The 23,714-nt window shown below is 58.6% G+C and carries 28 protein-coding genes and 2 tRNA genes; 14 read left to right on the top strand and 16 right to left on the bottom strand.

The genetic code is table 11. The features are described 5' to 3' along the window. Window positions 1–32 precede the first annotated feature (32 nt). Window positions 33–281 carry a hypothetical protein gene (locus TRM7615_RS04570; RefSeq protein ID WP_108785724.1) on the bottom strand — a complete coding sequence of 83 codons (249 nt, stop codon included), beginning with the start codon at window positions 279–281 and terminating at the stop codon, window positions 33–35. 89 nt (window positions 282–370) lie between these two features. Further along, window positions 371–1,015, bottom strand: a complete 645-nt coding sequence (locus tag TRM7615_RS04565; RefSeq protein ID WP_108785723.1) for a pyrimidine 5'-nucleotidase — start codon at window positions 1,013–1,015, stop codon at window positions 371–373. 105 nt (window positions 1,016–1,120) lie between these two features. Here TRM7615_RS04565 and TRM7615_RS04560 point away from each other — a divergent pair, with 105 nt between their 5' ends. Beyond that, window positions 1,121–1,771, top strand: a complete 651-nt coding sequence (locus TRM7615_RS04560) for a GntR family transcriptional regulator (protein ID WP_108785722.1) — start codon at window positions 1,121–1,123, stop codon at window positions 1,769–1,771. Here the strand turns inward: TRM7615_RS04560 and TRM7615_RS04555 are convergent. Then, on the bottom strand, window positions 1,768–3,660 hold the full coding sequence (locus tag TRM7615_RS04555; protein WP_108785721.1) for a glycosyltransferase: 1,893 nt from the start codon (window positions 3,658–3,660) through the stop codon (window positions 1,768–1,770). The two genes, TRM7615_RS04560 and TRM7615_RS04555, sit on opposite strands and share 4 nt — an antisense overlap. 79 nt (window positions 3,661–3,739) lie before the next feature. Beyond that, window positions 3,740–4,906, bottom strand: a complete 1,167-nt coding sequence (gene carA / locus TRM7615_RS04550; protein WP_108785720.1) for a glutamine-hydrolyzing carbamoyl-phosphate synthase small subunit — start codon at window positions 4,904–4,906, stop codon at window positions 3,740–3,742. A 195-nt stretch (window positions 4,907–5,101) separates the two neighbouring features. On the opposite strand from carA, the gene TRM7615_RS04545 reads away from it, so the two are divergent. Then, on the top strand, window positions 5,102–5,587 hold the full coding sequence (locus TRM7615_RS04545; RefSeq protein WP_108785719.1) for a GatB/YqeY domain-containing protein: 486 nt from the start codon (window positions 5,102–5,104) through the stop codon (window positions 5,585–5,587). Between the two features lie 3 nt (window positions 5,588–5,590). Here the strand turns inward: TRM7615_RS04545 and TRM7615_RS04540 are convergent, their stop codons facing one another. Both TRM7615_RS04540 and ctaD read right to left on the bottom strand, forming a co-directional pair. Then, on the bottom strand, window positions 5,591–6,070 hold the full coding sequence (locus tag TRM7615_RS04540; protein WP_108785718.1) for a DUF2244 domain-containing protein: 480 nt from the start codon (window positions 6,068–6,070) through the stop codon (window positions 5,591–5,593). Window positions 6,071–6,210: 140 nt separating this feature from the next. Beyond that, window positions 6,211–7,881: a cytochrome c oxidase subunit I gene (ctaD, locus tag TRM7615_RS04535; RefSeq protein ID WP_108785717.1), complete on the bottom strand. Its 1,671-nt coding sequence runs from the start codon at window positions 7,879–7,881 to the stop codon at window positions 6,211–6,213. Between the two features lie 271 nt (window positions 7,882–8,152). On the opposite strand from ctaD, the gene TRM7615_RS04530 reads away from it, so the two are divergent. Both TRM7615_RS04530 and TRM7615_RS04525 read left to right on the top strand, forming a co-directional pair. Then, window positions 8,153–8,569 carry an HIT family protein gene (locus TRM7615_RS04530; RefSeq protein ID WP_108785716.1) on the top strand — a complete coding sequence of 139 codons (417 nt, stop codon included), beginning with the start codon at window positions 8,153–8,155 and terminating at the stop codon, window positions 8,567–8,569. Window positions 8,570–8,857: 288 nt separating this feature from the next. Further along, complete coding sequence (locus TRM7615_RS04525; RefSeq protein ID WP_125133639.1) at window positions 8,858–10,606, top strand: bifunctional helix-turn-helix transcriptional regulator/alpha/beta hydrolase; 1,749 nt, start codon at window positions 8,858–8,860, stop codon at window positions 10,604–10,606. Window positions 10,607–10,682: 76 nt separating this feature from the next. On the opposite strand, the gene lipB is transcribed toward TRM7615_RS04525, so the two are convergent. Continuing rightward, window positions 10,683–11,336: a lipoyl(octanoyl) transferase LipB gene (gene lipB, locus TRM7615_RS04520; protein ID WP_108785714.1), complete on the bottom strand. Its 654-nt coding sequence runs from the start codon at window positions 11,334–11,336 to the stop codon at window positions 10,683–10,685. Window positions 11,337–11,378: 42 nt separating this feature from the next. After that, window positions 11,379–12,038: a DsbA family oxidoreductase gene (locus TRM7615_RS04515; RefSeq protein ID WP_108785713.1), complete on the bottom strand. Its 660-nt coding sequence runs from the start codon at window positions 12,036–12,038 to the stop codon at window positions 11,379–11,381. Between the two features lie 213 nt (window positions 12,039–12,251). Here TRM7615_RS04515 and TRM7615_RS04510 point away from each other — a divergent pair. Continuing rightward, window positions 12,252–12,338 (top strand) — tRNA-Leu (locus TRM7615_RS04510). Between the two features lie 375 nt (window positions 12,339–12,713). Next, window positions 12,714–14,195 carry a calcium-binding protein gene (locus TRM7615_RS04505; RefSeq protein WP_108785712.1) on the top strand — a complete coding sequence of 494 codons (1,482 nt, stop codon included), beginning with the start codon at window positions 12,714–12,716 and terminating at the stop codon, window positions 14,193–14,195. 352 nt (window positions 14,196–14,547) lie between these two features. On the opposite strand, the gene TRM7615_RS25465 is transcribed toward TRM7615_RS04505, so the two are convergent. Beyond that, window positions 14,548–14,631: transfer RNA gene (locus TRM7615_RS25465), tRNA-Tyr, on the bottom strand. Window positions 14,632–14,747: 116 nt separating this feature from the next. Here TRM7615_RS25465 and rlmB point away from each other — a divergent pair. The 4 genes from rlmB to TRM7615_RS04485 all read left to right on the top strand — a co-directional run bounded on the left by rlmB (window position 14,748) and on the right by TRM7615_RS04485 (window position 17,241). Then, the gene (rlmB, locus tag TRM7615_RS04500; RefSeq protein WP_108785711.1) at window positions 14,748–15,521 is read left to right on the top strand and encodes a 23S rRNA (guanosine(2251)-2'-O)-methyltransferase RlmB; all 774 of its coding nucleotides are present in this window, start codon (window positions 14,748–14,750) and stop codon (window positions 15,519–15,521) included. A 40-nt stretch (window positions 15,522–15,561) separates the two neighbouring features. Beyond that, window positions 15,562–15,885, top strand: a complete 324-nt coding sequence (locus TRM7615_RS04495; RefSeq protein ID WP_108785710.1) for a hypothetical protein — start codon at window positions 15,562–15,564, stop codon at window positions 15,883–15,885. A 104-nt stretch (window positions 15,886–15,989) separates the two neighbouring features. Beyond that, the gene (locus TRM7615_RS04490) at window positions 15,990–16,463 is read left to right on the top strand and encodes a YHS domain-containing (seleno)protein (RefSeq protein WP_235824017.1); all 474 of its coding nucleotides are present in this window, start codon (window positions 15,990–15,992) and stop codon (window positions 16,461–16,463) included. Between the two features lie 304 nt (window positions 16,464–16,767). Continuing rightward, window positions 16,768–17,241, top strand: coding sequence for a CoA-binding protein (locus tag TRM7615_RS04485; RefSeq protein ID WP_108785709.1), 474 nt, complete (start codon window positions 16,768–16,770; stop codon window positions 17,239–17,241). Here TRM7615_RS04485 and TRM7615_RS04480 read toward each other — a convergent pair. From TRM7615_RS04480 to hisF, 3 genes are all read right to left on the bottom strand, one after another. Further along, window positions 17,227–17,811 (bottom strand): putative periplasmic lipoprotein, encoded by a 585-nt coding sequence (locus TRM7615_RS04480; RefSeq protein WP_108785708.1) that lies wholly within the window; start codon window positions 17,809–17,811, stop codon window positions 17,227–17,229. The two genes, TRM7615_RS04485 and TRM7615_RS04480, sit on opposite strands and share 15 nt — an antisense overlap. Window positions 17,812–17,887: 76 nt before the next feature. Beyond that, window positions 17,888–18,202 (bottom strand): phosphoribosyl-ATP diphosphatase, encoded by a 315-nt coding sequence (locus TRM7615_RS04475; protein WP_108785707.1) that lies wholly within the window; start codon window positions 18,200–18,202, stop codon window positions 17,888–17,890. Continuing rightward, window positions 18,199–18,960 carry an imidazole glycerol phosphate synthase subunit HisF gene (gene hisF, locus TRM7615_RS04470; RefSeq protein WP_108785991.1) on the bottom strand — a complete coding sequence of 254 codons (762 nt, stop codon included), beginning with the start codon at window positions 18,958–18,960 and terminating at the stop codon, window positions 18,199–18,201. Before hisF ends, TRM7615_RS04475 begins: the two co-directional genes overlap by 4 nt. A gap of 122 nt (window positions 18,961–19,082) precedes the next feature. On the opposite strand from hisF, the gene TRM7615_RS04465 reads away from it, so the two are divergent. Then, window positions 19,083–19,526, top strand: a complete 444-nt coding sequence (locus TRM7615_RS04465; RefSeq protein WP_235824016.1) for a DUF302 domain-containing protein — start codon at window positions 19,083–19,085, stop codon at window positions 19,524–19,526. A 65-nt stretch (window positions 19,527–19,591) separates the two neighbouring features. After that, entirely contained in the window at window positions 19,592–19,963 is a 372-nt protein-coding gene (locus TRM7615_RS04460; protein ID WP_108785706.1) for a hypothetical protein, read from the top strand. On the opposite strand, the gene hisA is transcribed toward TRM7615_RS04460, so the two are convergent. Further along, window positions 19,960–20,682, bottom strand: a complete 723-nt coding sequence (gene hisA / locus TRM7615_RS04455) for a 1-(5-phosphoribosyl)-5-[(5-phosphoribosylamino)methylideneamino]imidazole-4-carboxamide isomerase (RefSeq protein ID WP_108785705.1) — start codon at window positions 20,680–20,682, stop codon at window positions 19,960–19,962. The two genes, TRM7615_RS04460 and hisA, sit on opposite strands and share 4 nt — an antisense overlap. 136 nt (window positions 20,683–20,818) lie before the next feature. Between hisA and TRM7615_RS04450 the strand changes: the two genes are divergently transcribed. Next, the gene (locus TRM7615_RS04450) at window positions 20,819–21,217 is read left to right on the top strand and encodes a DUF2147 domain-containing protein (protein WP_108785704.1); all 399 of its coding nucleotides are present in this window, start codon (window positions 20,819–20,821) and stop codon (window positions 21,215–21,217) included. A gap of 4 nt (window positions 21,218–21,221) precedes the next feature. Here TRM7615_RS04450 and TRM7615_RS04445 read toward each other — a convergent pair whose 3' ends face one another. The 3 genes from TRM7615_RS04445 to hisB form a co-directional block, all read right to left on the bottom strand. Next, on the bottom strand, window positions 21,222–21,926 hold the full coding sequence (locus tag TRM7615_RS04445) for a hypothetical protein (protein ID WP_108785703.1): 705 nt from the start codon (window positions 21,924–21,926) through the stop codon (window positions 21,222–21,224). An 85-nt stretch (window positions 21,927–22,011) separates the two neighbouring features. Beyond that, window positions 22,012–22,650, bottom strand: a complete 639-nt coding sequence (hisH, locus tag TRM7615_RS04440) for an imidazole glycerol phosphate synthase subunit HisH (RefSeq protein ID WP_108785702.1) — start codon at window positions 22,648–22,650, stop codon at window positions 22,012–22,014. A gap of 51 nt (window positions 22,651–22,701) precedes the next feature. Next, window positions 22,702–23,289, bottom strand: coding sequence for an imidazoleglycerol-phosphate dehydratase HisB (gene hisB, locus TRM7615_RS04435; RefSeq protein ID WP_108785701.1), 588 nt, complete (start codon window positions 23,287–23,289; stop codon window positions 22,702–22,704). A 182-nt stretch (window positions 23,290–23,471) separates the two neighbouring features. On the opposite strand from hisB, the gene TRM7615_RS04430 reads away from it, so the two are divergent. After that, the gene (locus TRM7615_RS04430; protein WP_085795040.1) at window positions 23,472–23,711 is read left to right on the top strand and encodes an Lrp/AsnC ligand binding domain-containing protein; all 240 of its coding nucleotides are present in this window, start codon (window positions 23,472–23,474) and stop codon (window positions 23,709–23,711) included. The last annotated feature ends 3 nt before the right edge of the window (window positions 23,712–23,714 follow it).

Here is a 23,714-nt window from a genome sequence, read left to right as displayed (position 1 = left end):
CGGGGGAAGGCCAAGCGACATCCTGTCTTTTATCACCCCCGCGAGATAACGATCAGCACCAGAAACATCACCGGCACCAGCGCCAGGGCGGGCAGGTAGAGACCGGGCAGGCCAAAGAGCATGATCGAACAACCCCAACCGCAGATGAATGCGATGGCGGCATAGAGCAGGTTTTCGTCGTCGCCATAGGCCACTTCGCGCGCCATTCGGCCGAAGATCGGCACCGAAAACACCGCGCGCTGCCAAAATGGAAGGCGGGGGGGCATGTCGATTGCGGCCATGGAAAACGCTCCTGTGTGATGTGGATCTGACCCGCATATATGGGGTCAATGGTGCATCTTTTAGGTGCGTTTTCGTCGCAGTTTGCGTGCTAATCCAGAAGATCCAGAAACTCTTTTAGATCAACGGTTTGGTGGTGGATATGGTCGCCGTCATGGCGCTCGGGTGCGACCAGGATCGTGCGCATTCCCATAGCGTGCGGGGCAGCCAGGTTTCGGGGATCATCTTCGAACATCGCGGCTCGCTTGGGCGTGATGCCGTCACGGTCGAACACCTGCTCAAACGCGGCGCGTTCTGGCTTGGGGCGAAAATCCGCGTGTTCGACCCCATAGATCGCGTCAAAGAGCCCGCTCAATCCCCGCGCGGCAAGAACACGTTCGGCATAAGGGGCCGAGCCATTGGTGTAAACGATGCGGCGGCCGGGCAGGGCGTGGATACGCTCGGCCAGGCCAGGGGTCGGCGTCATGTGGGTCATGTCCACATCGTGAACGGCGATCAGATAGGGATTGGGGTCGATGTCATGTTCCCGCATCAACCCGGCCAGGGTGGTGCCATGCTCGCGCCAGTACTTTGAGCGTAGCCGATCAGCCTCGACCTGGCTAAGGCCAAGTGCGGCCATGACGTATTCGGTCATCTTTACTTCGATTTGATCGAACAACCCCATCTGCGGTGGGTATAAGGTGTTGTCCAGATCGAACACCCATTGGGAAACTTCTGTGAACGCATCTTTGACCATGATCCGCTATCTAGGGCAGGCGAGAGCAGCAATCAACGCCCAGACTTGATTGCTGTGGCGTCACAGGGGTAGACAAGTCCGACACAAGGGAGGCCTAGAGGTCACATGAGCCAAAGCAGGCAATCGCAGAAAGACGCCTATCACCTGATCCTCGAGGCGATTGACGTTGGGGTTTACAAACCCGGTGACAGGCTGGTCGAAAGCGATCTGGCCGAGCGCTTTGGCGTGTCGCGCACCCCGATCCGCGAGGCATTGCAGCGGCTTGAGACGCAATCGCTGCTGGAACGGGACGGGCGGTCGCTGATCGTGGCCTCGCTGGATCACAATCAGATGTCTGAACTGTACCAGGTGCGGCGGGAGTTGGAGGGGCTGGCCGCGCGGCTGGCAGCGCGCCATGCCACCGAAGAAGAGGTCAAGGTGCTGCGCGACATGGTGACCGCCGATGATGCGCTGGTCGATGATCCGCAAGCATTGAGCCGGGCAAACCGCCGCTTTCATGTGCAGATCCATCTGGCGTCGCACAACCGGTATTTGGTGCAGCAGCTGGACCTGGTGCACCGCACCATGGCACTGATGGCCACCACATCTCTGGCGGTGCAGGGACGAGGTGAGATTGCGCAGAGCGAGCACAAGGGTATCGTAGAGGCCATCGAGGCGCGGGACGAGGACGCGGCTGAGGCCGCGCTCAAGGATCACATCTCGATCGCTTTCATGACCCGGCTCAAGCAGGACGCGGATATTCGCGAGCGCAGCTAGGCTTGCGTTGTGGCCAGGTCTTCGTCGACTTGGCCGTGTTGCGTCTTGTCCCAAAAGAATGGGGCCACGGCGAGTTCGTAAAGGGCCTTGTAGGCGGCGAGCACGCCGAGCGGGAAATAGAGCGGCATCATAAGGGTCCAGGGCATCAGGAACCGCCGCCCCCGCCGCGAGACAGAGGCCATGCCAACCGTCAGAGCCAGGCACTCGGTTATCACAAAGAGCACGATGCAGGCGTCGATGACGGTCGCGGGCAAGACGGTGTCCACTGGGTGTGACCACCCCAGCAACACCAGCCAGAACGACCACAGGATCGGGGCGAGCAGGAACTGCCCCAAGGTACCCAGAAAAAATGCCTGAACGCCCAGAAACCGCGCGGGCCCCAAGTCACGCCACAGCTGCTTGGGCGATCTCATGTGCACCAGGTAGGTGACCATGAAACCCTTGAGCCAGCGTGAGCGCTGTTTCACCCAAGGCCAGGCGCGAAAATTTGCCTCTTCATAGGTCACGGTATCAATCAGCTCGGTGCGATATCCCGCCCGGCACAGGCGCACGCCCAGATCGGCATCTTCGGTTACATTGTGGGCATCCCAGCCGCCCAGCTCCTCAAGTTCCCTGCGTTTGAAAAACAGCGTCGTGCCACCCAACGGAACCACAAGGCCCAGGCGGGCAATTCCGGGCAGGATGATGCGGAACCAGCTGGAGTATTCGATGGTGAAACAGCGCGCGCGCCAACTGCTGCGTGGGTTGTAGTAGTCCAGAATGCCCTGCAAACAGACCACATCGTCAGGCGCGCGGGCGAACCTGCTCACCACATGTTCGATCTGATCGGCCATGGGTGCGTCTTCGGCATCCCAGACTCCGATGATGTCACCGCGGCAAAAATCCAGCGCATAGTTCATCGCGCGCGGCTTTGTGGTCAACCCTTCGTGCGCGGGCACCTGGATCACGCGGATCCATCCCGGCAGATCGGTTTCAGCAACGGTCTGGCGGGTGACCTCATCCTCTTCCTCCAGCACGAGGATGACATCCAGCAGAGCCTTGGGATAGGTCAGGCAGCTGAGCCTGCGGATCAAGGCCGATGCGATCTCGCGCTCTTTGTAGAGCGGCACAAGAACGGACACCTTGGGGTATTTGAACCCGATCGAAGGCGGTGGATCAGATGGTCGAGGGGCCGTCAGGTGGGACTGGTTGAGCAGATGGGTGATAAACGCCACAAACTTGAGCGCGGCAAACAGCGACAGCGTGCCGATGGCCAACAGAAACATCAGGGCCAGCGACCATCCCGGCGCAAGGGCTGTGATAGCAATGATTGCAAGGGCACATAAAACTGCGGACATGCGCGTGATAATGCGCCTGTTGCGACAGCTATAATGGGGCTCCACGCGCGTTTCAGCGGCTTTGGCGAGCGTCGGGGCAAATTGCCTGGCCAAGGCCGCGTCAATCTGCCCTTCGCTTGCGAGTGCGGGGATCACGAGAACACCGTTTTCGGATAGTTCTGCACGAATAGTATCGAACTTGTCCGGGCGCGAGGTGGCGATCAGAACCATCGGCCCCAGCCGCACCCAGGGAATGGCGTTATGAGACAGCCAGAAATCGCTGGGTTTCAGGTCGCACAGGTCCGGTTCGGGCAGTTGTTTTTCCAAGTCTGCCAGTTGCACGCCGTTTTGCAAGGCAAGGGCGGTCAGGATCTCTTCGGGTTTGGCCCAGCCTTCGGCCACCAGGATCTCGCCGATCGGCGCGTTCAACTGCAATTGCATCTGCAACGCGTGAACCAGTTGATCTTGGGTAATGATACCGCTGCGAACCAGATAACGGCCAAGCGGCATGTGCTGTTGCTGCTCCGGCCAAGCCGGTGCCGCCGAGGTCAACCGTAAAATCTGATCGCTCATGCATCCCGCCCGATGTCCAGCACCGGGTCAGGATTGCAATCATAAGGTTAATAGAAAGTTAACCTTGCACTTAATAAGTTCAGGCCTGCGCTTTTTGTTCATCCATCGCGGCCGAGAAGCGCTCGAACAGGTAGAAGCTGTCCTGCGGACCGGGCGAGGCCTCGGGATGATATTGGACCGAATAGACGGGGCGGTCTGTCATGCGGATACCGCAGTTCGAGCCATCAAAGAGCGATTTGTGGGTTTCCACGACACCAGCGGGCAGGCTTTGCGCGTCGACCGCAAAGCCGTGGTTCATCGAGGTGATCTCGACCTTGCCGGTATCCAGATCCTTGACCGGATGGTTGGCGCCGTGGTGGCCGTGGTTCATCTTGACGGTCTGACCCCCAAGCGCCAGTGCCAGCATCTGGTGTCCAAGGCAGATGCCGAAAACCGGCAACTGTGTGGTGTCCAGAATTTCCTTGATCATCGGCACGGCATATTCGCCAGTGGCCGCCGGGTCACCCGGACCATTGGACAGGAACACACCATCGGGGTTATGGGCCAGCACTTCGGCTGCGGTTGCGGTCGCGGGCAGGACGGTCACATCGCAGCCGGCACTTGCCAAGCAACGCAGGATGTTGCGCTTCGCGCCATAGTCCAGCGCGACGACCTTGTGACGAGGGGCATCCTGCTTGGGATAGCCATCGGGCCAAGCCCACCGCATCTCGTCCCAGCGATAGCTTTGGGCGCAGGTGACTTCCTTGGCCAGGTCCATGCCCTCCAGACCCGCAAAGCCGCGCGCTGCGGCGACCAGAGCCTCGATGTCAAAGTTGCCTTCGGGGTCATGGGCCAGTGCCACATGCGGTGCGCCCTGTTGGCGGATGGCGCGGGTAAGGCGGCGCGTGTCAATGCCGCCGATGGCGATCCGACCCCGGCGCTCCAGCCAAGTCTTGAGCTCTTCGGTCGCGCGCCAGTTCGACGCCAGCGTCGGGTCCCATTTCACCACCATGCCAGCCGCCACGGGATCTGCGGTTTCGTCATCTTCGGGCGTGACGCCAACGTTGCCGATGTGGGGGAAGGTGAAGGTCACGATTTGCCCGGCATAAGACGGATCGGTCATGATTTCCTGATAGCCGGTCATCGCGGTGTTAAAGCACAACTCGGCCGTGGTCTGACCCGTGGCGCCAAATCCCACGCCGTAGAAAAGGGTTCCATCTGCCAACGCCAGACATGCGGTGGGCTTGGACGGGGCGGACTGTGTCATGGCGCGACTCTCCTGCAGGGTAAACCGGCGCATACCTAAGAGGGATAGGCCGCTGGGTCAAGGGCAGGACACGGGTGATCAATTTTTGGGCTATTGTTTTTTTTCAATAACTTAGGTGGTTTCGTCCCCTGTTGTGCCAGGGTTTTTCTTTCGGTATGTTCGGGGACTTGTGTTTCCATGGGGATGGACCAGAAAATGGATCTGAGATCTCGCGTCAATACCGCCCTGAAACAGGCGATGAAGGACAAGGCGGCCCAACGGCTGTCGACCCTGCGTCTGATCAATGCTGCGATCAAGGACAAGGATATCGCGGCGCGCACGGCGGGCGGCGAAGAGGCAGGTTGCATCAGCGATGCCGAAGTCCTTGCCATTCTTGGGAAAATGACCAAGCAACGCCAGGAAAGCGCGCGCGCCTATGAAGAGGGTGGGCGTCTGGATCTGGCCGAGCGTGAGCAGCAAGAAGTCGAGATCATCTCGGAATTCCTGCCCAAGGCTCTGGATGACGGCGAGGTGACCAAGGCCATTTCCGAGGCGATCACCGCCACTGGTGCGGCGTCGATCCGGGACATGGGCAAGGTCATGGGCGAGCTCAAGGGCCGCTATACTGGCCAGATGGATTTCGGCAAGGTCGGCCCGATGGTCAAAGATCAGCTCTGCGCGGCCTCTGGCGGTCAGTGCTGACGACTACGGGCGCAGTTTGACGGACAGCTCGTCGTAAAGCGCGACGCGTTCGTCCTCGGACAGAAATGCTCCGATTTCGACCTCGCGCCCTGACCCCTTCAAAGTGACATAGTTCGGCACAGGACCCCCGTCTGGGTGCATTTCTATCTGCGCCCAATAGCGGTTGCAGCTCCACTCTTGCGGCGCACCCTTGGGATTGTGCCGCACCAGATGCGCCTGCGTGTCTGACAGCGTCAGCACTTCGAGAATTCGGCGTTGGCGATAGTTCATCTCGATCGCCAGCCACATGCCCCCCACGGCCAGCAGCACAAACGGCAAGAGGCCCCACAGCAGCACCGACCCAAGCACGGCAATCAGCGGGATCGTTGCGAAACCAAAGATCATCAGAACCCAAGCGGCGGCCCCCCGCGGCGGCAGCGAGTTGTGTGGCCAAAGGCGCAATGTGTGGGCGTGCTCGGCCTTTTCTGTCCAGTCGTACGGCATGGCCTGTTACCTAGGATGGCTCTGGCATCGGGTCAAAACCTTTTGGCCTTGGTCTTCGGCATCGTGACAATTGGTCCGACTGCCCAAAAGAAAAAGCCCCGGACGATGCCGGGGCTTTCTTAGGTCTTAGTTAGACGGGATCAGTGCGCGGGGCCTTTGTCCCAGTCTTCCTGCTTGGGCAGGATCTCGAACGTGTGCTCCGGCGGAGGCGACGGCAGGGTCCACTCCAGCGTGTCGGCATATTCGTTCCAGTAGTTGTTCTGGGTGATGCGTGCCCCGCGTGTCAGCGCGAAGAACATGATGCCGAAGAACAGCAGGAACGAAGCGAACGAGATGAACGCGCCATAGGACGAGATCTTGTTCCAGTAGGCGAAAGCTTCCGGATAGTCGATGTAACGACGCGGCATGCCCTGACGACCCAGGAAGTGCTGCGGGAAGAACGTCAGGTTTGCACCGATGAAGAACATCCAGAAGTGGATCTTGCCCCAGAACTCGGAATACTGACGGCCCGACATCTTGCCGAAGTAGAAGTAAACACCGGCAAAGATCGCAAACACCGCACCCAGCGACATAACATAGTGGAAGTGTGCAACCACGTAGTAGGTGTCATGGTACGCCCGGTCCACACCAGCCTGCGACAGAACCACCCCGGTCACACCACCGACGGTGAACAGGAAGAGGAAGCCAAAGGCAAAGAGCATCGGGGTTTTGAACTCGATCGAGCCGCCCCACATGGTCGCGATCCACGAGAAGACCTTAACGCCTGTCGGAACCGCGATGACCATTGTGGCCAGCATGAAGTAGGCCTGCTGGTTCAGCGACATGCCGACGGTGTACATGTGGTGCGCCCAAACGACGAAGCCCAGAACACCAATCGCGATGATCGCCCAGACCATCGGCAGGTAGCCGAAGACAGGCTTGCGCGAGAAGGTCGCGATGACGTGGCTGATGATGCCGAAACCAGGCAGGATCACGATGTACACTTCGGGGTGACCAAAGAACCAAAGGATGTGCTGATACAGGATCGGGTCACCGCCACCGGCCGGATCAAAGAACGCAAAGCCAAAATTGCGGTCCATCAGCAGCATGGTGATCGCGCCCGCCAGAACCGGCAGGGACAGCAGGATCAGCCACGAGGTGACAAAGATCGACCATGAGAACAGCGGCACCTTGAACAGGGTCATGCCGGGGGCACGCATGTTCAGGAAGGTGGTGATCATGTTGATCGCGCCCAGGATCGAGGAGGCGCCCGATACGTGAACAGCGAAGATTGCGAGGTCCATCGACATGCCACCTTCGGTGGTCGACAGCGGCGGATATAGAACCCAGCCAACACCCGAGCCCAACTGGTCGTTGCCGCCCGGGGTCAGCATCGAAGCGATACCCAGCGACGTACCGGCCACGTAGAGCCAGAACGACAGGTTGTTCATCCGCGGGAACGCCATGTCCGGCGCACCGATCTGCAACGGCATGAAGTAGTTGCCAAACCCACCAAACAGTGCCGGAATGACGACGAAGAACATCATCAGAACGCCGTGATAGGTGATCATCACGTTCCAAAGGTGACCGTTTGGCGTACAAACTTCGTCGCTTGCCAGGAAACGGGCGCCTTCGAGGCACATGTATTGAACGCCGGGCTCCATGAGCTCCAGTCGCATATAAACGGTCAGCATGACCGAGATCAGGCCTGCCAGGGCCGAGACGATCAGGTAGAGAATCCCGATGTCCTTGTGGTTGGTCGACATGAACCAGCGGGTAAAGAAACCGCGGTTGTCTTCATGCTCGTGACCATGAATGGCTGCGTCTGCCATTTAGGTGCCTCCTGTTGAAACTGCACGCGCAGCCGGACCTCTCCGGGCCGCGCGGATTCCTGCTGGTTTTAGAGTGCAGCGGGACCGCCTTCAATGGCGGAGTTTGATCTAGGTCAAGATAAATAGCCGCACCCCCCTTGAACAAAAGGGGCAAATTCCGCGGGCGGGGGCGTTTCGAGGCGGGTGGGTGAGCCGGCTTTCCCTTTGTCGGGTTGACCTTGGATCGCTTGGGGCGCAACAAACGGGACAGTCGCAGCATTTGAGGTCACCCATGACATACGATCCTGACAACATCTTTGCAAAGATCCTGCGCGAAGAGATCCCGTCGAACCGAGTTTACGAAGACGAGGAAACCTTGGCGTTCATGGACATCATGCCGCGGGCCGATGGGCATTTGTTGGTGATCCCAAAGACACCCTGTCGCAACGTGTTGGATGCCACTCCCGCGCAGCTGTCCGCCGTCATTGCCACGGTGCAGAAACTAAGCCGGGCGGTGAAGGAAGCCTTTGACGCGGACGGGGTGACCATTCAGCAGTTCAACGAGGCTGCTGGCGGCCAAGAGGTGTTTCACCTGCATTTCCACGTCCTGCCACGACATGAGGGCGTTTCCGTACGCGCGCCGGGCAAGATGGGCGATTTTGACCTCATTGCCGAGCATGCGGACAAGATCAGGGCGGTTCTGAGCTGAAATCACACGATGGGGTCAGTGCGCGGCTTTCGCAACATGAAAGCGGGCAAAAAATTACCGCCCCGAGATGGGAACCGGGGCGGCAGATCGACATAAAAATGGCAAAAACGAACCAGAGTTCGCCTTCGCCAGATAGCTAAAATGTACCACTCACTCACAGAACGGCCTGTTCTGTGTGCATCAGACGCGATACCGCGACATGACCCAGATGGGTTAATTGTGCCATTTGATTAGCAATTTTGGCTGGATTTGTTGGCACGCTCACCTAATTTGGGGGAAACGGATTTCTTGGTCCGACAACCAGACGCAGGGACAGTTTTGAATCACACGGGCGAGATCACTCGGGATCAGGTCATCGCAGCCATCTATGAAACGGTGCTGCGGCCTGAACTCTATGAGGCATTCATGGAGGCCTGGGAGGAGCATATCACCCAGATTCTGAGTGAACCCAAAGTGGCCTTGCGCCTGGATGGGCGCGATGTTCAGGGCGGTATAGAGATTGATCCCGAACTGCAGGCGCATTTTACCCGCGCTCACGACATTCTGAATCAGATCGGCCGCAAGGTGCCAAAGACAGCACTGCAGGACCGGATTGCAGCCCTCGATGGTTTTGCTGTTTTGGCTACGCCCGACGGGCGCATATTGGCGCAGGGCAAGGGAACGGATGAGTTTCTGAAGCAATCGACCAGGCTTGACGCATTGAACGATCGGTTGACGGCTGGATCCGTCAGCATGCTCGACGACTTGCAGCGCGCCGCCCAAGGGGGGAATGGCGCCTCGGACGCGGCGGTTCTGACAACGGATTCCACGCCGCGCCATTTGATTGCACGCATTGCCGAAGACAACGGCGAACTGCGTTTGGTGATCGAGGGGCTGAGTTATCGTTGGACCGGTGAGGCCGAGCAATTGCTTGTCACCTCGTTTGGTCTGTCCCGTGCCGAAGTCGAGGTGGTTCGGAACTTGATGGCCGGGCGCAGCCTCAGGGAAATGGCTGCTCTGTCGGATCGGTCCGAGCACACGGTGCGCAACCAGGCTAAATCTGTGCTGGCAAAGACAGGGGCGCCGGGGCAGGTGGACCTGATTAGACTGGTGGCCTTTCTCGTCGGCAACGAAGGCCCAAGCATGGCCGATCACCCGGGCGCTGTTGAACTTCACAGCGAGTTGCGGCCCATGGAGACCGGGCTGCAAATGCAGTTGTTTCAGTGCGGAGATCCCGATGGGTATCCGGTGATCTATCTGCACGGGATGCTGGATGGCATGGCGCCGCTCTATTACTTGCAAACGCAAGGTCTGTTACGCGGGTATCGCGTGATTGCGCCGGTCAGGCCCGGCTATGGCCAGTCCGAAACGGTCGGTAGTCCCGAAGAGGCGTTGAATTCCGGCGTGGCCCATATCAACGAATTGATTGCCTGCATGGGGCTGAAGCAGCCCGTGATCCTGGGCCATATGGCTGGCGCATTGCACGGTCATGTGGCCTGCAACTCCTTGCAGGGGCGCGTGCGCGGGATGGTCGCGGTTGCCGGGGGCGGGCCTGTGCTGCGGATGAAACAGATCTCGAAAATGGCACCACGCCAGCGGGTTATGGCCTATACTGCGCGGTTTGCTCCGGCTCTACTTCCGTTCTTTGTGCGTGCGGGCATTGCTTTGGTCGACAGTGACGATGTGCCCAAATTCATGGATACACTTTACAAACCGGGCAGCCATGAACGGCACGTGGTCGATCGCCTTGGCTTGGCCGAGCTGATGTACGCCGGATACCGTTTCGCGGCTCAGGCAGGGGCGGCGGGTTTCACGGCGGATGGTCACTTGATGGTGCGCAACTGGTTGCCGATGATCCAAGGGACGACCACGCCGATTTATCACCTGCATGGTGAGTTGGACCCGGTCATTCCGGCCTGCGCCACGCAACAGTTCGTCAGCGGGTATGACAACATGTCAATTCGTCTGTTTCAGGACACAGGTCAGTTCCTGATCTACGAGCGCCCCGAAGCGGTTTTGACCGCAATTGATGATCTGGCAATGCTCGGTGTTGGCTGAACGAAGGCACTGTTTGCGGCGGGAACTGTTGCTGCGAGGCGCTTGAAACAAACGAGGCAGGGTGTCGGTGACGCCGTCAGCTATTGCCTGCAAACACTTGATCAAAGGTCCGCTTGAGAGCCAGGTCCACGTCATCCATGGTCACAGGCAATCCCAGGTCCACCAGAGATGTCACCCCGTGTTCCGCAATTCCACAGGGCACGATGCCGCCAAAATGGTCCAGGTCGGGCTCTACATTGATCGAGATGCCGTGAAAGCTGACCCATTTGCGCAGGCGAATGCCGATCGCGGCAATCTTGTCTTCGGCTCGGGCACCTGATGCGGCCAACGGTTTGTCGTCGCGTTCGACCCAAACGCCAACGCGCCCTTCGCGAATCTCGCCGCGCACGTTGAACTCGGCCAATGCGGCAATCACCCATGTTTCGAGCTGTTCGACAAACTTGCGTACGTCGCGGCCACGTTTGCCGACATCCAACATCACATAGACCACACGCTGGCCCGGCCCGTGATAGGTGTATTGTCCGCCACGTTTGCTGATATGCACCTCAAACCGGTCGGGATCGGTCAGATCTTCGGGTTTGGCCGATGTACCCGCGGTGTACAAGGGCGGATGCTCGACCAGCCAGATGCATTCATCCGCTGTTCCGGCCGCAATCTGGGCAGCACGGTCCTCCATGAACGCGACCGCGTCGGGATAGGCGACCAACTCGTCTGATGTGATCCATTCCATGGCGTGCTCTATAGGTGTCTGTGTGGGGCAGGGGAAGAGGCCTCAGGCGGCTTCTTCCACGCAGCGTCGCAACAGTTGCTCGTAGGTGTCGGCGCCTTGGGCCCCGGTCACCAGATATTTGCCACCAAACACCATCGAAGGCACGCCCGAGATACCCCGGCTGGTCCAGAACCCTTGCTTTTCCCGCACCTGTTGCCGACGTTCGCCACTGTCCAGAACCTGCGTGGCAGAATCACGGTCCAAGCCGACAGACTGGGCCACATCGGCAAGCACTTGTGCATCGGACACGTCGCGGGCTTGGGTGAAATACGCATCAAACAGCGCCATCTTCAAAGGATGTTGAAGCTGCTGATCTTCGGCCCAATCCAACAGTTGATGGGCCTTGAAGGTGTTCACCATGCGGCTGTCGTCAGTAAAGTTGAAGGCAAAGCCCAATTCAGCCCCAAGTGCGCTCAGCCGATCACGGGCCTGTTGGCTCTGCTCGGCGGTGGTGCCATATTTTTCGGTGATATGCTCGCGCAGGTTTTGCCCTTCGGGTGGCATTGACGGGTTCAGCTCAAATGGATGCCAGCGCAGGTTGGCCAGAAAACCCGAGCGCGTCAGCGCCTGATCCAATTGGCGAAAGCCTACGATGCACCAAGGACAGACTACATCTGACACGATATCGACCTGAACGATGGCGCGGGTCGGGTCGTTGGGCATTTTGATCGTCCTTGTTTTGCTGTCCCACCAAGGTGCGTGTCTTGCGCGCGAATTCAAGGGGCAGGCGGGCATCGAACCGAAATCCGTGCGCCAGAATGTCAAAGGATATCGTCAAGCAGATACCAAGCAGCGAGCATTGAAATTTTCTGTGATTTCCCTCTTCACAACGGCAGCGCTTCACGTTAGACCCCGGCCTCACCAAGCCTAGACAGTGCGGTCGTGGCGGAATTGGTAGACGCGCAGCGTTGAGGTCGCTGTGGGGTAACACCCGTGGAAGTTCGAGTCTTCTCGACCGCACCAAGGCATGAGCAAAAACGAGCGCAGAGGCGCTTGGTGGCTCAGGTCTCTTCCTTTGATACTGTGATGACGTCCATTCTGCGCACAAATGCGCTAACGACAGTGCGTTGGATTGCGCATGTCGTTGTTCCGCAGGGGCCACATTGGCCGAAAGGCGAACCTTTCATCCCGCGTAGGTCAAGGAAGCCAACGCCACGAAATCGGTTTCCTACCGAGGTGGAAGTCCCTGTAATGCTGTCCAACGAAAGCGCGGAAATGATCGCGAATTGGCGCGATTTATTCAAACTGGTTGATTGGGTTGTAAATCAAGGGCAACATTCACGCATAAGTATCTATTTCTATGAACACCAATAATCCAATTTTTTATGTGAGATCGCTATGGCACAATTTGAATTTACGAGCGGAAATGACACGCTCACCGGAACAAATGAAAATGACTGGTTCTTTTTGCTTGAGCGCAGCGCAGGTGGGATGGACAGCATAGATGGGCTTGTTGGCATAGATGGGCTTTATGTCGAGCTGAACCAAAGCAATTTCGCAGTCGAGCTGGAAGCGGGTTTTGGTGCAATTGGTCTGGGTGTCGAGCCGGGAGATTGGGTTCCCGGGGGTGTTGGGACCTCGTTTGAAATAGCAGGTGTCGAGAGAGTTGATGTCATCAATTTCGACAATCGTGCATTGATCCGGGGGGATGCGCAGGACAATTTTCTTTCTTTGGAATTTGGACAGGGCGAAATTTATGGCGGTGCCGGGAATGACACAATTCAAAGTTATGGCGGAGACGTCGATTTGTTTGGTGGAGCCGGCGATGATCGCCTCTTTGCGATCAACGGAGCATCAAGCGGCCCGGTTCTTGTCAGCGGTGGTCCGGGCACTGACATATTTAATACAGAAGGGACCGACCAGGGTATCGAACTGGGCAATCTGACCGTCGCCGAAGTCGTCAACGGTTTGCTTTTGTCGTCAGGCAGAAACCAGTTCACTCTGCAGAATGATGTGGAGTTTCTGGAGTTGGATACGTTTTCCCGCAATCCGACGCTTTTGAGTTATGCCGAGCTAGAGGCGATGGTCCCCCGAAGGATAACTGGCACTGACGCAAATGAGGTTCTCTTCGGCACGGATGGTTTGGACCAGATCTCTGCACTTGGCGGCAACGACTGGATCCTGGGAAGCCTGGGAGATGACACTCTGGACGGCGGTGATGGTTGGGATTTTGCCAGCTATGCCAACATCACCACATCGGGCATTTACTTTGCGCAGAGCGCTGCCGGTACAAGCGTTTGGAATAGATTCGCACCTGGTGGGGTGCAGTTCAATGATGTGCTGCTTGGGATCGAGGGGATCACCGGTACCAGCCAAACGGATTTGTTCAACAGCACCGACGAGTTTTATTTCCGGGGCCTCGGCTCGCGAGATTTTGCAAAAATGCACGCTGGCACTGGGTTCTTTGACGGCGGTGCCGGCAAAGACGTTTTGGATTACACTCGATCGACCGACGGAATTCACGTGTCGCTTTTGCGTGGCCGTGGATGGGAAGGTGACGCAGCGGGCGATCGCTTTCGCAATGTGGAGCGCATCGACAGTGGGAGCGGCGATGATACGTTGATCGGTGACCGCGGGGCAAATGCCCTCTACGGAGCTCATGGTGATGACACACTGACCGGTGCAGCCGGCGATGATTATCTCAATGGGGGGGCAGGGCAGGATACGGCCGTTTATTTCTACGATCGCGACCAATATGAAGTCACCGGAAATTCCAGTTATGCCGTGGTCAAGTACATCGGACCTGGCGTTGGCGACGGCACGGACATTCTAGGTAACATCGATATCCTTCAGTTCGCGGATGGTGACCTGATCCTTTGAGCCAACTGGCTCAGAGAAAATGCGTTCTGACTGGCATCTGCACGTCTTGGGATGCCTGAGGCATTCCGTTGCCAGTCTGCTGTGATAGGAAACTGATCATTCAAACTTGAAACGCGGCGACACGTGCTTGACCTGTCTGGCGCCTTTGTTGGCCCTGACCAATGTCGGCTTCAATCGATTACCGAACTGTGTGAATAGCCAAACAACCCGACAGAACCACCTGCGTTAAGAAACAAGACACTCCGTGGCGCACATTCCGGGTGCATTCTGGTCGCGGGTTACAAGAACCCTTTGGGCAGAGCAGGCGGGTTTGCTATACCACTCACTTGAAAGCGATTTCGTTTTGGGAAAGTGGTGGGCGACCCTGGAATCGAACCAGGCGTGCGTCTCCGCGAGGGAGTTACAGTCCCCTGCCACACCTTGCGGCCTGTCGCCCACTTTCAGGCGTTGCGCCTGCTGTGGAGGCGTGATTACAAGCACCCCAAAGGAGCGTCAACAGGAAAATATCACCTGGGCGCAGGAAACTGAATTCAAGGCCCGGAGGCCGGTCAAATGAAGAAACCCAAATGGGTCGTTGAAAAGGAACAGGCGCGCAAGGCAACGGGGTCCGAGACCGTCTGGCTGTTCGGATTGCATGCTGTCAGAGACGCGCTTTTGAACCCGAAACGCGAGAAATTGCGCTTGATTGTGACCAAAAACGCCTACGACAAGCTGGCCGATGCCATTGCACAGGGCGGGATTGAACCCGAGGTGGTTGATCCGCGTAAATTCTCGGCCCCGATCGATTCCGGATCGGTGCATCAGGGGGCCGCGATGGAGGTGAAGCCGCTCAACTGGGGGAGCCTCTCGGAAAATTGTATCGGAGCAGAATCGCCCCGCGTGATTCTGTTGGACAGGGTCACCGATCCGCACAATGTGGGCGCGATTCTGCGCTCGGCCGAGGTTCTTGGGGCCAGCGCCGTGATCGGTACCCGGCATCACTCGGCACCCGAGACCGGCGCACTGGCCAAAACCGCCAGTGGGGCATTGGAGCGTCAACCCTATCTGCGAATGCGCAACCTGGCCGACACAATTGTTGAACTGCAACGGATGGGGTTCCTGGTGCTGGGGCTGGATGGCGAGGCCGAAGAGACGATCGAGACCGCCCTGGACGGGCGTCGGGATCACCCGGTGGCGCTTGTACTGGGGGCCGAGGGGCCGGGTTTGCGGCAAAAGACCAAGGAAACCGTGGATCAGTTGGTGAAAATTGATGCCGCAGGCGGATTTGGCTCGCTCAACGTCTCAAATGCGGCGGCGATTGCCCTATATGCATCAAAGGCCCACTGAACAGGCCACTTAACACAGGCCCGTTTGACAGGAGGCAGCCATTTCCCATCCGACCAAGATTGCCACCTGCAGTTACTGCGGGACACGGGCGGCGCTGGTGCTGCGCCAAGATGGCCGCCACGAGCTGAGCTGTTCTGCCTGTGGCGCGCCTTTGCATGACCTCAAGATGCTGCGTCAGGCCAAACCGGACGCAGCGGTCAGCCATCTGCCCAAGCCCAAGGCCAGGAAGCCTAAAAAGACAAAAGGCAAGTCGGATTGGTACGAGAAGCCGCGCAGCAAACCCAAGAAGGTGAAAAAGCGCAAAGGTCTGATGAGCCGCTTTCTGGACGAGGCCTGGGACGCGGTTGAGGACATTTTCGACTGATCCCCGGATCACGGCACCGCGAACCACATGACACAGTCTGATCACATCCCCGTCAGGGGGGCTTGGCTCGGGCGTGCGTTACGGTCATTTTGTGCAGCACACACATGACCAAACGGACTGAAATGCTCGACCGACGCACCATCCTTGCATGCGCCATCAGCGCGCTGACTTTATCTGCCCCGGCGGTTCACGCTGAGCAGATCCAGATTTTCTATGCAGATGATGGCGCGGCGATTGATGGCTATGACACTGTTTCTTATTTCATGGGTGACGCGCCGATGCGCGGGAACCCCGAAATTGCCGTGATGTGGAAAGGGGCGGTCTGGTATTTCTCCAGCCACGAGAACCGCGAAGCCTTTGAGGCCAATCCCCATGCTTATGCGCCGCAGTTCGGCGGTTACTGTGCCTATGCGGTGTCGCGCGGCTATACGGTCGGTACCGATCCCATGGTGTGGCAGATCGTGGACGACAAACTGTACCTTGTTCACTCTTCATCCATCGAAAAGATGTGGGAACGGGATGTGCAGGGCAACATCGCAATGGCCGAGGATCATTGGCCTCAGGTCCTGCGCGACTGACCGAATCAAACTTTCCGATTGCGAATCACCCCTCACTGCAATGGCGCATGAGAGGCGTTCTTGTTTTTTTTGTGTGGTTTAGCCGAAACTCGCCGAATTTCCGTAAGATTTCTAAAAAATGCCGGTGTCACTAAAAAAATTGACCATTACCCCTTTTTTTATCTTGACTCGGGCTTAAATAACACAGTGACCGCGGAACGGAACTGCCGCGGGTCATTTCACTGTCCCTCGTTCCATACCTCGCGCCCATGGCATCGTTCCATGGGCGCTTTTTTCTTTCCAGAGACATGGCTAGGGTGCGGTCATGACCAGCTATTCTGACGACCATCTCACCACCATTCTGAAACGCACCAAGGTTATCGCCGTGGTGGGTGTTTCCATGAACCCGGTTCGACCCAGCTATTATGTGGCGCGCTATCTGGGGCTCAAAGGTTACACCGTGATACCGGTCAATCCCGGCCATGCGGGCAAGGTTCTGTTTGGTCAGACGGTGCGCGCTGGACTAAGCGAGGTTTCCGAACCTGTGGACATGGTCGACATCTTTCGCCGGTCCGAGGCGGTGCCGCCGATTGTGGATGAGGCACTGGAGTTGTTTCCTCAGCTCAAGACCATCTGGATGCAGATCGGCGTGGAACATGCCGAAGCCGCTGCCAGGGCCGAGGAGCAGGGGGTGGATGTGATCCAGAACCGCTGTCCCAAGATCGAGTATCAGCGCCTGTTCGGCGAGCTGCGCATGGGTGGTTTTGCAACCGGCATCATCTCGTCAAAGTTGGGGTAAAAGGCCCGCCGCCCGTGCTGCTGCGAACTCTTCGGGATGCAGCTCTTCCAGAACTTCCATCCGGGGGCGCCAGTTGTAGCGGGTGTCGTCCTGCGTTGGTGACCAGAACAGATCGCCTCCATTTCGCCATGGGTCCAGAATCACACCGGCGTACATGTCATCCCCCCGACGGCTGATGATGGCGGTGCTGTGGTCGATGTTGAACGGCGTTTTGGGCAAGGCGATCGCGCGGTGCATCTGCAACGTCTTGAACCCTTCCTGGTTCAGGCGGCGTTGCATGTCTTCGGCATAATGCACACACAGGCCACGTTCCTTGTCGCCTTCGTTGACGCGCACATTGTGGATGATGGGCGAGGTGGTCACACCATATTCGGTGGCCAGTTGCTTGGAATAGGAAAAGGCGATCTGGGCGGCGCGGGTGGCCTCTGCCGGATCGACCTCGGGGCCAAGCGCGGTCAGGGTCTGTGCCAGCTTGGTCACATCGTTTTGGGTGTAGCTGGGCGGTGTCGCCGAGCAGCCGCTCAAGATCAGGCCGGCGCAGCACGCGAGAACGGCAAACAAGGTCTTCATGTCAAAACGGTCCCGCAGTTGACTGGATACTCTGGCAAAACGTTAACAAACTTCGCAGCGGCCTGAGAACCCCTGATTAGGTATCGCGCGCGGCCTTTTCCGCAATTCCGCTGATGCCTTGGCGCCGGGCCAGTTCGTTCAGCACGTCATCCAGCGGAATGTCGCGCGCGGCCAGCATCACCAGCAGGTGATAGAGCACATCCGCTGCCTCATAGGTCAGGTTCTCGCGGTCATCCTTGGCGGCGGCGATGATCGCCTCGATCGCTTCTTCGCCGAATTTCTCGGCGCATTTCTCGGGGCCTTTGGCCAGCAGTTTGGCGGTCCAGCTGCCGTCGGGGTCCGCGCCTTTGCGGCTGTCGATGATCGCAGCCAGGTCGTGCAGAATGCTCATGTCAGCCTCATCGGGATGCCAGCAGCGGCCATGTGTTCCTTGGCCTCTTGAATGGTGTAATCGCCAAAGTGAAAGATCGAGGCCGCGAGCACCGCGCTTGCACCACCTTTGGTCACGCCCTCGACAAGGTGATCCAGGTTGCCGACACCGCCGCTGGCAATCACCGGCACATCCACCGCATCGCTGATCGCACGGGTCAAGGGCAGGTTGAAACCCGCCTTGGTGCCGTCACGATCCATAGAGGTCAACAGGATCTCTCCTGCGCCTTTGGCGACCACGGTTTTGGCAAATTCCACTGCGTCGATGCCGGTTTCCTTGCGCCCACCGTGGGTAAAGATCTCCCATTTGCCGGGGCTTACGGTTTTGGCGTCGATGGCCACGACAATGCACTGGCTGCCAAACTGATCTGCGGCCTCGGCCACCACATCCGGGCGGGCCACGGCGGCGGAGTTGAAGCTCACCTTGTCGGCGCCTGCCAGCAACAGATCGCGCACGTCCTCCTTGGTGCGCACACCGCCTCCCACAGTCAACGGGATATAGCATTGCTCGGCCGTGCGTCGGACCACGTCGAACATGGTGCCGCGGTTTTCATGGGTTGCGTGAATGTCCAGGAAACACAGCTCATCGGCGCCGGCCGCATCATAGGCCTTGGCCGATTCCACCGGATCACCTGCATCGCGCAGGCCAACAAAGTTTACGCCCTTGACCACACGGCCGTCGGCGACATCAAGGCAGGGGATGATACGGGTCTTGAGCATGGGCATTCCTCTGGGTCGGGGCACGTGTAGCGGCAAAGGCCTGCCGATGCCAGAGTCGTGATTGGATGAAGCGCCGCAGGTGTGAAATCTGATGCGTGAATTCAATCAAAGGAGGTTTGAAAATGCGCGCTCTGATTTGGGCAGGACTTCTGGCAATCACAGGTGGGGCAGCAATGGCTCAGGACATCATCAAGGTAAAGACCGACAAAACGGTGCAAGGCGCGATGGATGCGCTGGAAACCGTGGTTGGCAACGCAGGCGCGACCGTCTTTGCGCGCGTGGATCACGCAGCAGGGGCAGTTAAGGTGGACCTGGAGCTGGCCGACAGCCAGCTGTTGGTGTTCGGTAGTCCCAAGCTGGGCACGCCAGCGATGCAGGTTGATCCGCTGGCCGGTCTATTCCTACCGCTCAAAGTGCTAGCCTATCAGGATGCCGAGGGTCAGGTCTGGCTGGCGTATGAGGACCCAAAGCACACGATGAGCGATCTGGATCGCGTAAGCGACGCGCCGGTGATCGAAAAGATGCAAGGTGCGTTGAGTAAACTGACAACTGCAGCGGCAGAGTAACCCGGCTGATAGGGATTCGGGCAAACCCTCCCTTCGTGCTAGACTGTGCATGAAGGGGGAACCCGATGTTGAAAGAGACCACATTTGCCCTGATGGTCTGCGCTGTACCCGGTCATGCGGCCGAGATGATGAGCGCCGAAGATCTGAGGCAAACCATCCCCGGCGCGACCCTGTCAGGGATTTCGAATGAGGATTACACCACCCGCTGGGTCCAGACCTATGACCCCGGAGAGACGTCCGGGACAGGAGAGGGCACCTTCGGTGAGCGGGTCTATACCAGTTCCTGGTCAATCCGGCAGGACCTGTGGTGCGAAAGTTGGAGCAACCGGTCCGAATGCTGGCGCATTGAGCGCGTCGACGAGACGACGTTGCAGCCCTATGTCGGGCAGCAGAAACTGCCCAACGTCTGGACCATTGTAGAACCTGCGGGTGGTTAACCCTTGAGCGTGGCCAGAGCCTCTTTCAGATCAAGCGCACCGTCGTAAAGCGCGCGGCCCGAGATGGCGCCGTTCAGTTCAACGCCGCAATCGCGCAACGCGATGAGATCGGCCAGCGAGCTGACGCCGCCGCTGGCGATCACAGGGATCGATACTGCACGGGCCAGATCAGCGGTGGCGTCGATATTTGGACCCTGCATTGCACCATCGCGGTTGATGTCGGTGTAGATGATGGCGGCCACGCCCGCGTCCTCAAACGACTTTGCCAGATCCGTCACTTGCACGTCCGTCTCTTCGGCCCAGCCTTTGGTTGCAACCATGCCGTTGCGCGCGTCGATGCCGACGGCAACCTTGCCCGGAAACTCACGTGCGGCCTCGCGCACCAGATCGGGGTTTTCGACCGCCACGGTGCCCAGGATCACGCGGGCCAGCCCCTTTTCGATCCAGGTTGCGATGGTGGCCATGTCGCGGATGCCGCCACCCAACTGGGCGGGTACGTCGCAAGAGGCCAGGATCGCCTCAACCGGGGCCGCATTCACGGGCTCACCCGCAAAGGCGCCGTTCAGGTCCACCAGATGCAGCCATTCACAGCCCGCGTCCACAAACGCACGCGCTTGCGCTGCAGGATCGTCGTTGAACACGGTCGCCTTTTCCATTTCGCCGCGCAGCAGGCGCACGGCCTGGCCGTCCTTGAGGTCGATGGCAGGGTAGAGGATCATGAGAGGGCAGCCTTTCGCATCACGTTTGGCGGCGATATGGCATGAGACCGCCGGTGGATGCAACGCGACCCAAAGTCAAGCTTGCCAGACGCAGGGCAGGCGCGCCACAGTCAGGCAAAACAGGGAGAAACGCATCATGAAGAAACTGATCCTGAGCATGGCTCTTGGGCTGGGGCTGGCTGGTATGGCCGCAGCTGATCCGGTTGCTGGCATCTGGAAAACCGCCGAGGGCGAAGAGGGCGGATATCTGCACGTCGGTATCGCGCCCTGTGGCAGCGCCATCTGCGGCACCATCAACACTGCCTTTGACGCAAACGGCAACATGTCTCCTGAATATGAAAATCTGGGTAAGCAGATCATCTGGGACATGACCGCCGACGGTGGCGGCGCATATTCCGGTGGCAAGATCTGGGCCCCGGATTCGGACAAGACCTACAGTTCCAAGATGTCACTCAGCGGTAATACGCTGACCGTCAAAGGTTGCGTTGCGGGTGGCCTGATCTGCCGCGGTCAAGATTGGAAGCGGGTGAAGTGATCCTTCACCCCTCCACTGGCGGGGCCAGGTGCTCCCAGTGGATCCCATAAATCAGCGCGTCACCCGTAACCTCGACCTCGTCGCTTTTTTCCAGGGTGGCGCCGATCTCGCCCAGTTCCGCAATCGCGGCGGCGCGAACCTCGGCACTCAGGCTGGTGTCGAACGTGACCTTGAAGCTGACATTGGCGGTCAGAATCTTCTGGATCTGATAGGCGTTCTGTTTGCGGATGTTCTTTTGCAGGGTTGCCTGGCAATGGGGGCCAAGGCCTGCCCTGATGCGGGCGAGATCGTCCAGAGCATAGGTCGACACCGTGGCATCCCTGAGCGAGACTTGGACCGTTTTTGCCGCAGCCGCCGTTGCGCCCAGATTGAACACCTGGCCCAAAGTCACCGGTGAGACCGAGAATGAGCCCGACAAGCGGCGCGAAACCTGTTTGGATTCCGTCTCGCTGCGCAATGGCGCGTCCTCATACAAATCGGTTGAATACTTGGGATTGCACAAAAACCCGAGAGAGGCGTCATCCGGCGCGCGGTCGCGCGGGTCATAGTTGACGCGATGGACCAGACTGCCGGGTTGATAGAGGGTTGTGGGTGGGTTCAGCCTGATGAAGTTGTAGCCGTTGATGACATCTTCGATCCCTTCGGCATCGGGCTGGCATCCAGCAAGAAACGCCGCAGAAGTGGTGGCGAAAATGGCTTTTTTGAACATGACTTTGGTCCTTGGGCATTCCAATGCGCAACCCTAGGCGCAGAATCAGCGCCATCCAAAGTGTAAAGTTCACGCAGGTCGGGGTTTAAGGCGCCCAGTTCAGAAAGTTCGCGATCAGGCGCAGGCCTGTGGCCTGACTTTTCTCGGGGTGGAACTGCATGCCCACCATCGTGTCCCGACCGATCACCGCCGTCACATCGCCCGCATAATCCACATGGGCCAAACGCTCGGCCGGGTTGGTCACGCGGAAATGGTAGGAGTGAACGAAATAGGTGTGATCGCCGGTTTCAACACCGTCAAACACCGGGTGGGGATGATCGATGACCAGATCATTCCACCCCATGTGAGGCACTTTCAGCGATGCATCCGCAGGTTCGATCCTGACCACATCGCCTGCGATCCAGTCCAGACCGTCGGTCTCGCGGTACTCATGTCCCTTGGAGGCCATCAGTTGCATGCCCACGCAGATGCCCAGGAAGGGGCGGCCCTTGATCTCGACCGCTTCGACCATGGCGTCATAGATGCCCTTGTGCCCACGCAGCTCGGCAGCGCAGGCCGGGAACGCACCGTCGCCGGGCAATACCAGCCGATCGGCCTGCGCCACGACGTCGGCGTCCGAGGTCACCACAACCTCGCCCGCGTCCGTCTCGCGGGCCATACGCTGAAACGCCTTTTCCGCCGAATGCAGGTTGCCCGATTCGTAATCAATGATCGCGGTCAGCATCACGTGGTCCCAGTTCTTCTTGTTGTTCCAAATTCAGCGCGCTGTGCGCACTTACAACGCACCTTTGGTGGATGGGATCGCATCCGCTTTGCGCGGATCGGTCTCGACTGCGATGCGGAGCGCACGCGCCACCGCCTTGAACGCGGCCTCGGCGATGTGGTGGCTGTTGAACCCATGCAACTGATCGATGTGCAGCGTGATACCGCCATGGGTGCTGAAGGCCTGAAAGAACTCCCGCACCAATTCGGTATCAAACGCGCCGATTTTCTGCGTTGGCAGGTCCACGTTCCAGATCAGAAAGGGGCGCGCCGACAGATCCAGCGCACAGCGCACCTGGGCATCATCCATCGGCAGGTGGCATTCGCCATAGCGATTGATGCCCTTCTTGTCGCCAAGTGCGGCGGTCAAAGCCTGACCCAGGGCAATTCCGGTGTCTTCGACCGTGTGGTGATCGTCGATGTGATAATCACCCTTGGCGCGGATCGTCATGTCGATCAGGGAATGACGCGCCAGCTGATCCAGCATGTGATCAAAGAACCCGACGCCGGTCTGGTTGTCATAAGCTCCGGTGCCGTCAAGATTGATCTCGACCGAAATCTCGGTCTCGGCGGTCTGGCGGGTGATGGTAGCGCGGCGCATGGCGTTTGTTCCCTGATGATCACAGAGGCGCTTATAGGCAAAACAGGGCGCGCATTGCCACCCCGCGCGCGCGACCTGCGACACAAGTGTTGCGCAAAACACCGCGGCAGCAGGGGATTGCGCCTGCCTGCACCGCATGGCAGCTTGGCGGCAGAACAAATCCCCCGAAAAAGGGCGCCCAAATGGCCACTTGTGTCTTTATCCAGATCCGCTGCAAACCAGGCTCGACCTACAAGGTGGCCGAGGATATCGCCCTGCGCGAAATCCACTCCGAGCTCTATTCGACCAGCGGCGAATACGACTTGCTGCTCAAGCTCTACATCCCCGAGGACCAGGACGTGGGCCACTATATCAACGAACACCTGTTGGTGATCCCAAACATCGAACGGTCCCTGACCACGATGACGTTCAAAGCGTTCTAAGGC

Origin of the sequence: Falsiruegeria mediterranea M17 (assembly GCF_900302455.1) — a bacterium.
Classification (GTDB): domain Bacteria; phylum Pseudomonadota; class Alphaproteobacteria; order Rhodobacterales; family Rhodobacteraceae; genus Falsiruegeria; species Falsiruegeria mediterranea.
Note: the sequence above shows the minus strand (reverse complement) of the source record. Positions and strands in the feature narration are given on the sequence as shown.

What these genes read in the sequence shown, in the direction of transcription:
- TRM7615_RS04570 (WP_108785724.1), bottom strand. Translation starts at nt 281, where the DNA reads ATGGCCGCAATCGACATGCCCCCCCGCCTTCCATTTTGGCAGCGCGCG.
- TRM7615_RS04565 (WP_108785723.1), bottom strand. Translation starts at nt 1,015, where the DNA reads ATGGTCAAAGATGCGTTCACAGAAGTTTCCCAATGGGTGTTCGATCTG.
- TRM7615_RS04560 (WP_108785722.1), top strand. Translation starts at nt 1,121, where the DNA reads ATGAGCCAAAGCAGGCAATCGCAGAAAGACGCCTATCACCTGATCCTC.
- TRM7615_RS04555 (WP_108785721.1), bottom strand. Translation starts at nt 3,660, where the DNA reads ATGAGCGATCAGATTTTACGGTTGACCTCGGCGGCACCGGCTTGGCCG.
- carA (WP_108785720.1), bottom strand. Translation starts at nt 4,906, where the DNA reads ATGACACAGTCCGCCCCGTCCAAGCCCACCGCATGTCTGGCGTTGGCA.
- TRM7615_RS04545 (WP_108785719.1), top strand. Translation starts at nt 5,102, where the DNA reads ATGGATCTGAGATCTCGCGTCAATACCGCCCTGAAACAGGCGATGAAG.
- TRM7615_RS04540 (WP_108785718.1), bottom strand. Translation starts at nt 6,070, where the DNA reads ATGCCGTACGACTGGACAGAAAAGGCCGAGCACGCCCACACATTGCGC.
- ctaD (WP_108785717.1), bottom strand. Translation starts at nt 7,881, where the DNA reads ATGGCAGACGCAGCCATTCATGGTCACGAGCATGAAGACAACCGCGGT.
- TRM7615_RS04530 (WP_108785716.1), top strand. Translation starts at nt 8,153, where the DNA reads ATGACATACGATCCTGACAACATCTTTGCAAAGATCCTGCGCGAAGAG.
- lipB (WP_108785714.1), bottom strand. Translation starts at nt 11,336, where the DNA reads ATGGAATGGATCACATCAGACGAGTTGGTCGCCTATCCCGACGCGGTC.
- TRM7615_RS04515 (WP_108785713.1), bottom strand. Translation starts at nt 12,038, where the DNA reads ATGCCCAACGACCCGACCCGCGCCATCGTTCAGGTCGATATCGTGTCA.
- TRM7615_RS04505 (WP_108785712.1), top strand. Translation starts at nt 12,714, where the DNA reads ATGGCACAATTTGAATTTACGAGCGGAAATGACACGCTCACCGGAACA.
- rlmB (WP_108785711.1), top strand. Translation starts at nt 14,748, where the DNA reads ATGAAGAAACCCAAATGGGTCGTTGAAAAGGAACAGGCGCGCAAGGCA.
- TRM7615_RS04490 (WP_235824017.1), top strand. Translation starts at nt 15,990, where the DNA reads ATGACCAAACGGACTGAAATGCTCGACCGACGCACCATCCTTGCATGC.
- TRM7615_RS04485 (WP_108785709.1), top strand. Translation starts at nt 16,768, where the DNA reads ATGACCAGCTATTCTGACGACCATCTCACCACCATTCTGAAACGCACC.
- TRM7615_RS04480 (WP_108785708.1), bottom strand. Translation starts at nt 17,811, where the DNA reads ATGAAGACCTTGTTTGCCGTTCTCGCGTGCTGCGCCGGCCTGATCTTG.
- TRM7615_RS04475 (WP_108785707.1), bottom strand. Translation starts at nt 18,202, where the DNA reads ATGAGCATTCTGCACGACCTGGCTGCGATCATCGACAGCCGCAAAGGC.
- hisF (WP_108785991.1), bottom strand. Translation starts at nt 18,960, where the DNA reads ATGCTCAAGACCCGTATCATCCCCTGCCTTGATGTCGCCGACGGCCGT.
- TRM7615_RS04465 (WP_235824016.1), top strand. Translation starts at nt 19,083, where the DNA reads ATGCGCGCTCTGATTTGGGCAGGACTTCTGGCAATCACAGGTGGGGCA.
- TRM7615_RS04460 (WP_108785706.1), top strand. Translation starts at nt 19,592, where the DNA reads ATGTTGAAAGAGACCACATTTGCCCTGATGGTCTGCGCTGTACCCGGT.
- hisA (WP_108785705.1), bottom strand. Translation starts at nt 20,682, where the DNA reads ATGATCCTCTACCCTGCCATCGACCTCAAGGACGGCCAGGCCGTGCGC.
- TRM7615_RS04450 (WP_108785704.1), top strand. Translation starts at nt 20,819, where the DNA reads ATGAAGAAACTGATCCTGAGCATGGCTCTTGGGCTGGGGCTGGCTGGT.
- TRM7615_RS04445 (WP_108785703.1), bottom strand. Translation starts at nt 21,926, where the DNA reads ATGTTCAAAAAAGCCATTTTCGCCACCACTTCTGCGGCGTTTCTTGCT.
- hisH (WP_108785702.1), bottom strand. Translation starts at nt 22,650, where the DNA reads ATGCTGACCGCGATCATTGATTACGAATCGGGCAACCTGCATTCGGCG.
- hisB (WP_108785701.1), bottom strand. Translation starts at nt 23,289, where the DNA reads ATGCGCCGCGCTACCATCACCCGCCAGACCGCCGAGACCGAGATTTCG.
- TRM7615_RS04430 (WP_085795040.1), top strand. Translation starts at nt 23,472, where the DNA reads ATGGCCACTTGTGTCTTTATCCAGATCCGCTGCAAACCAGGCTCGACC.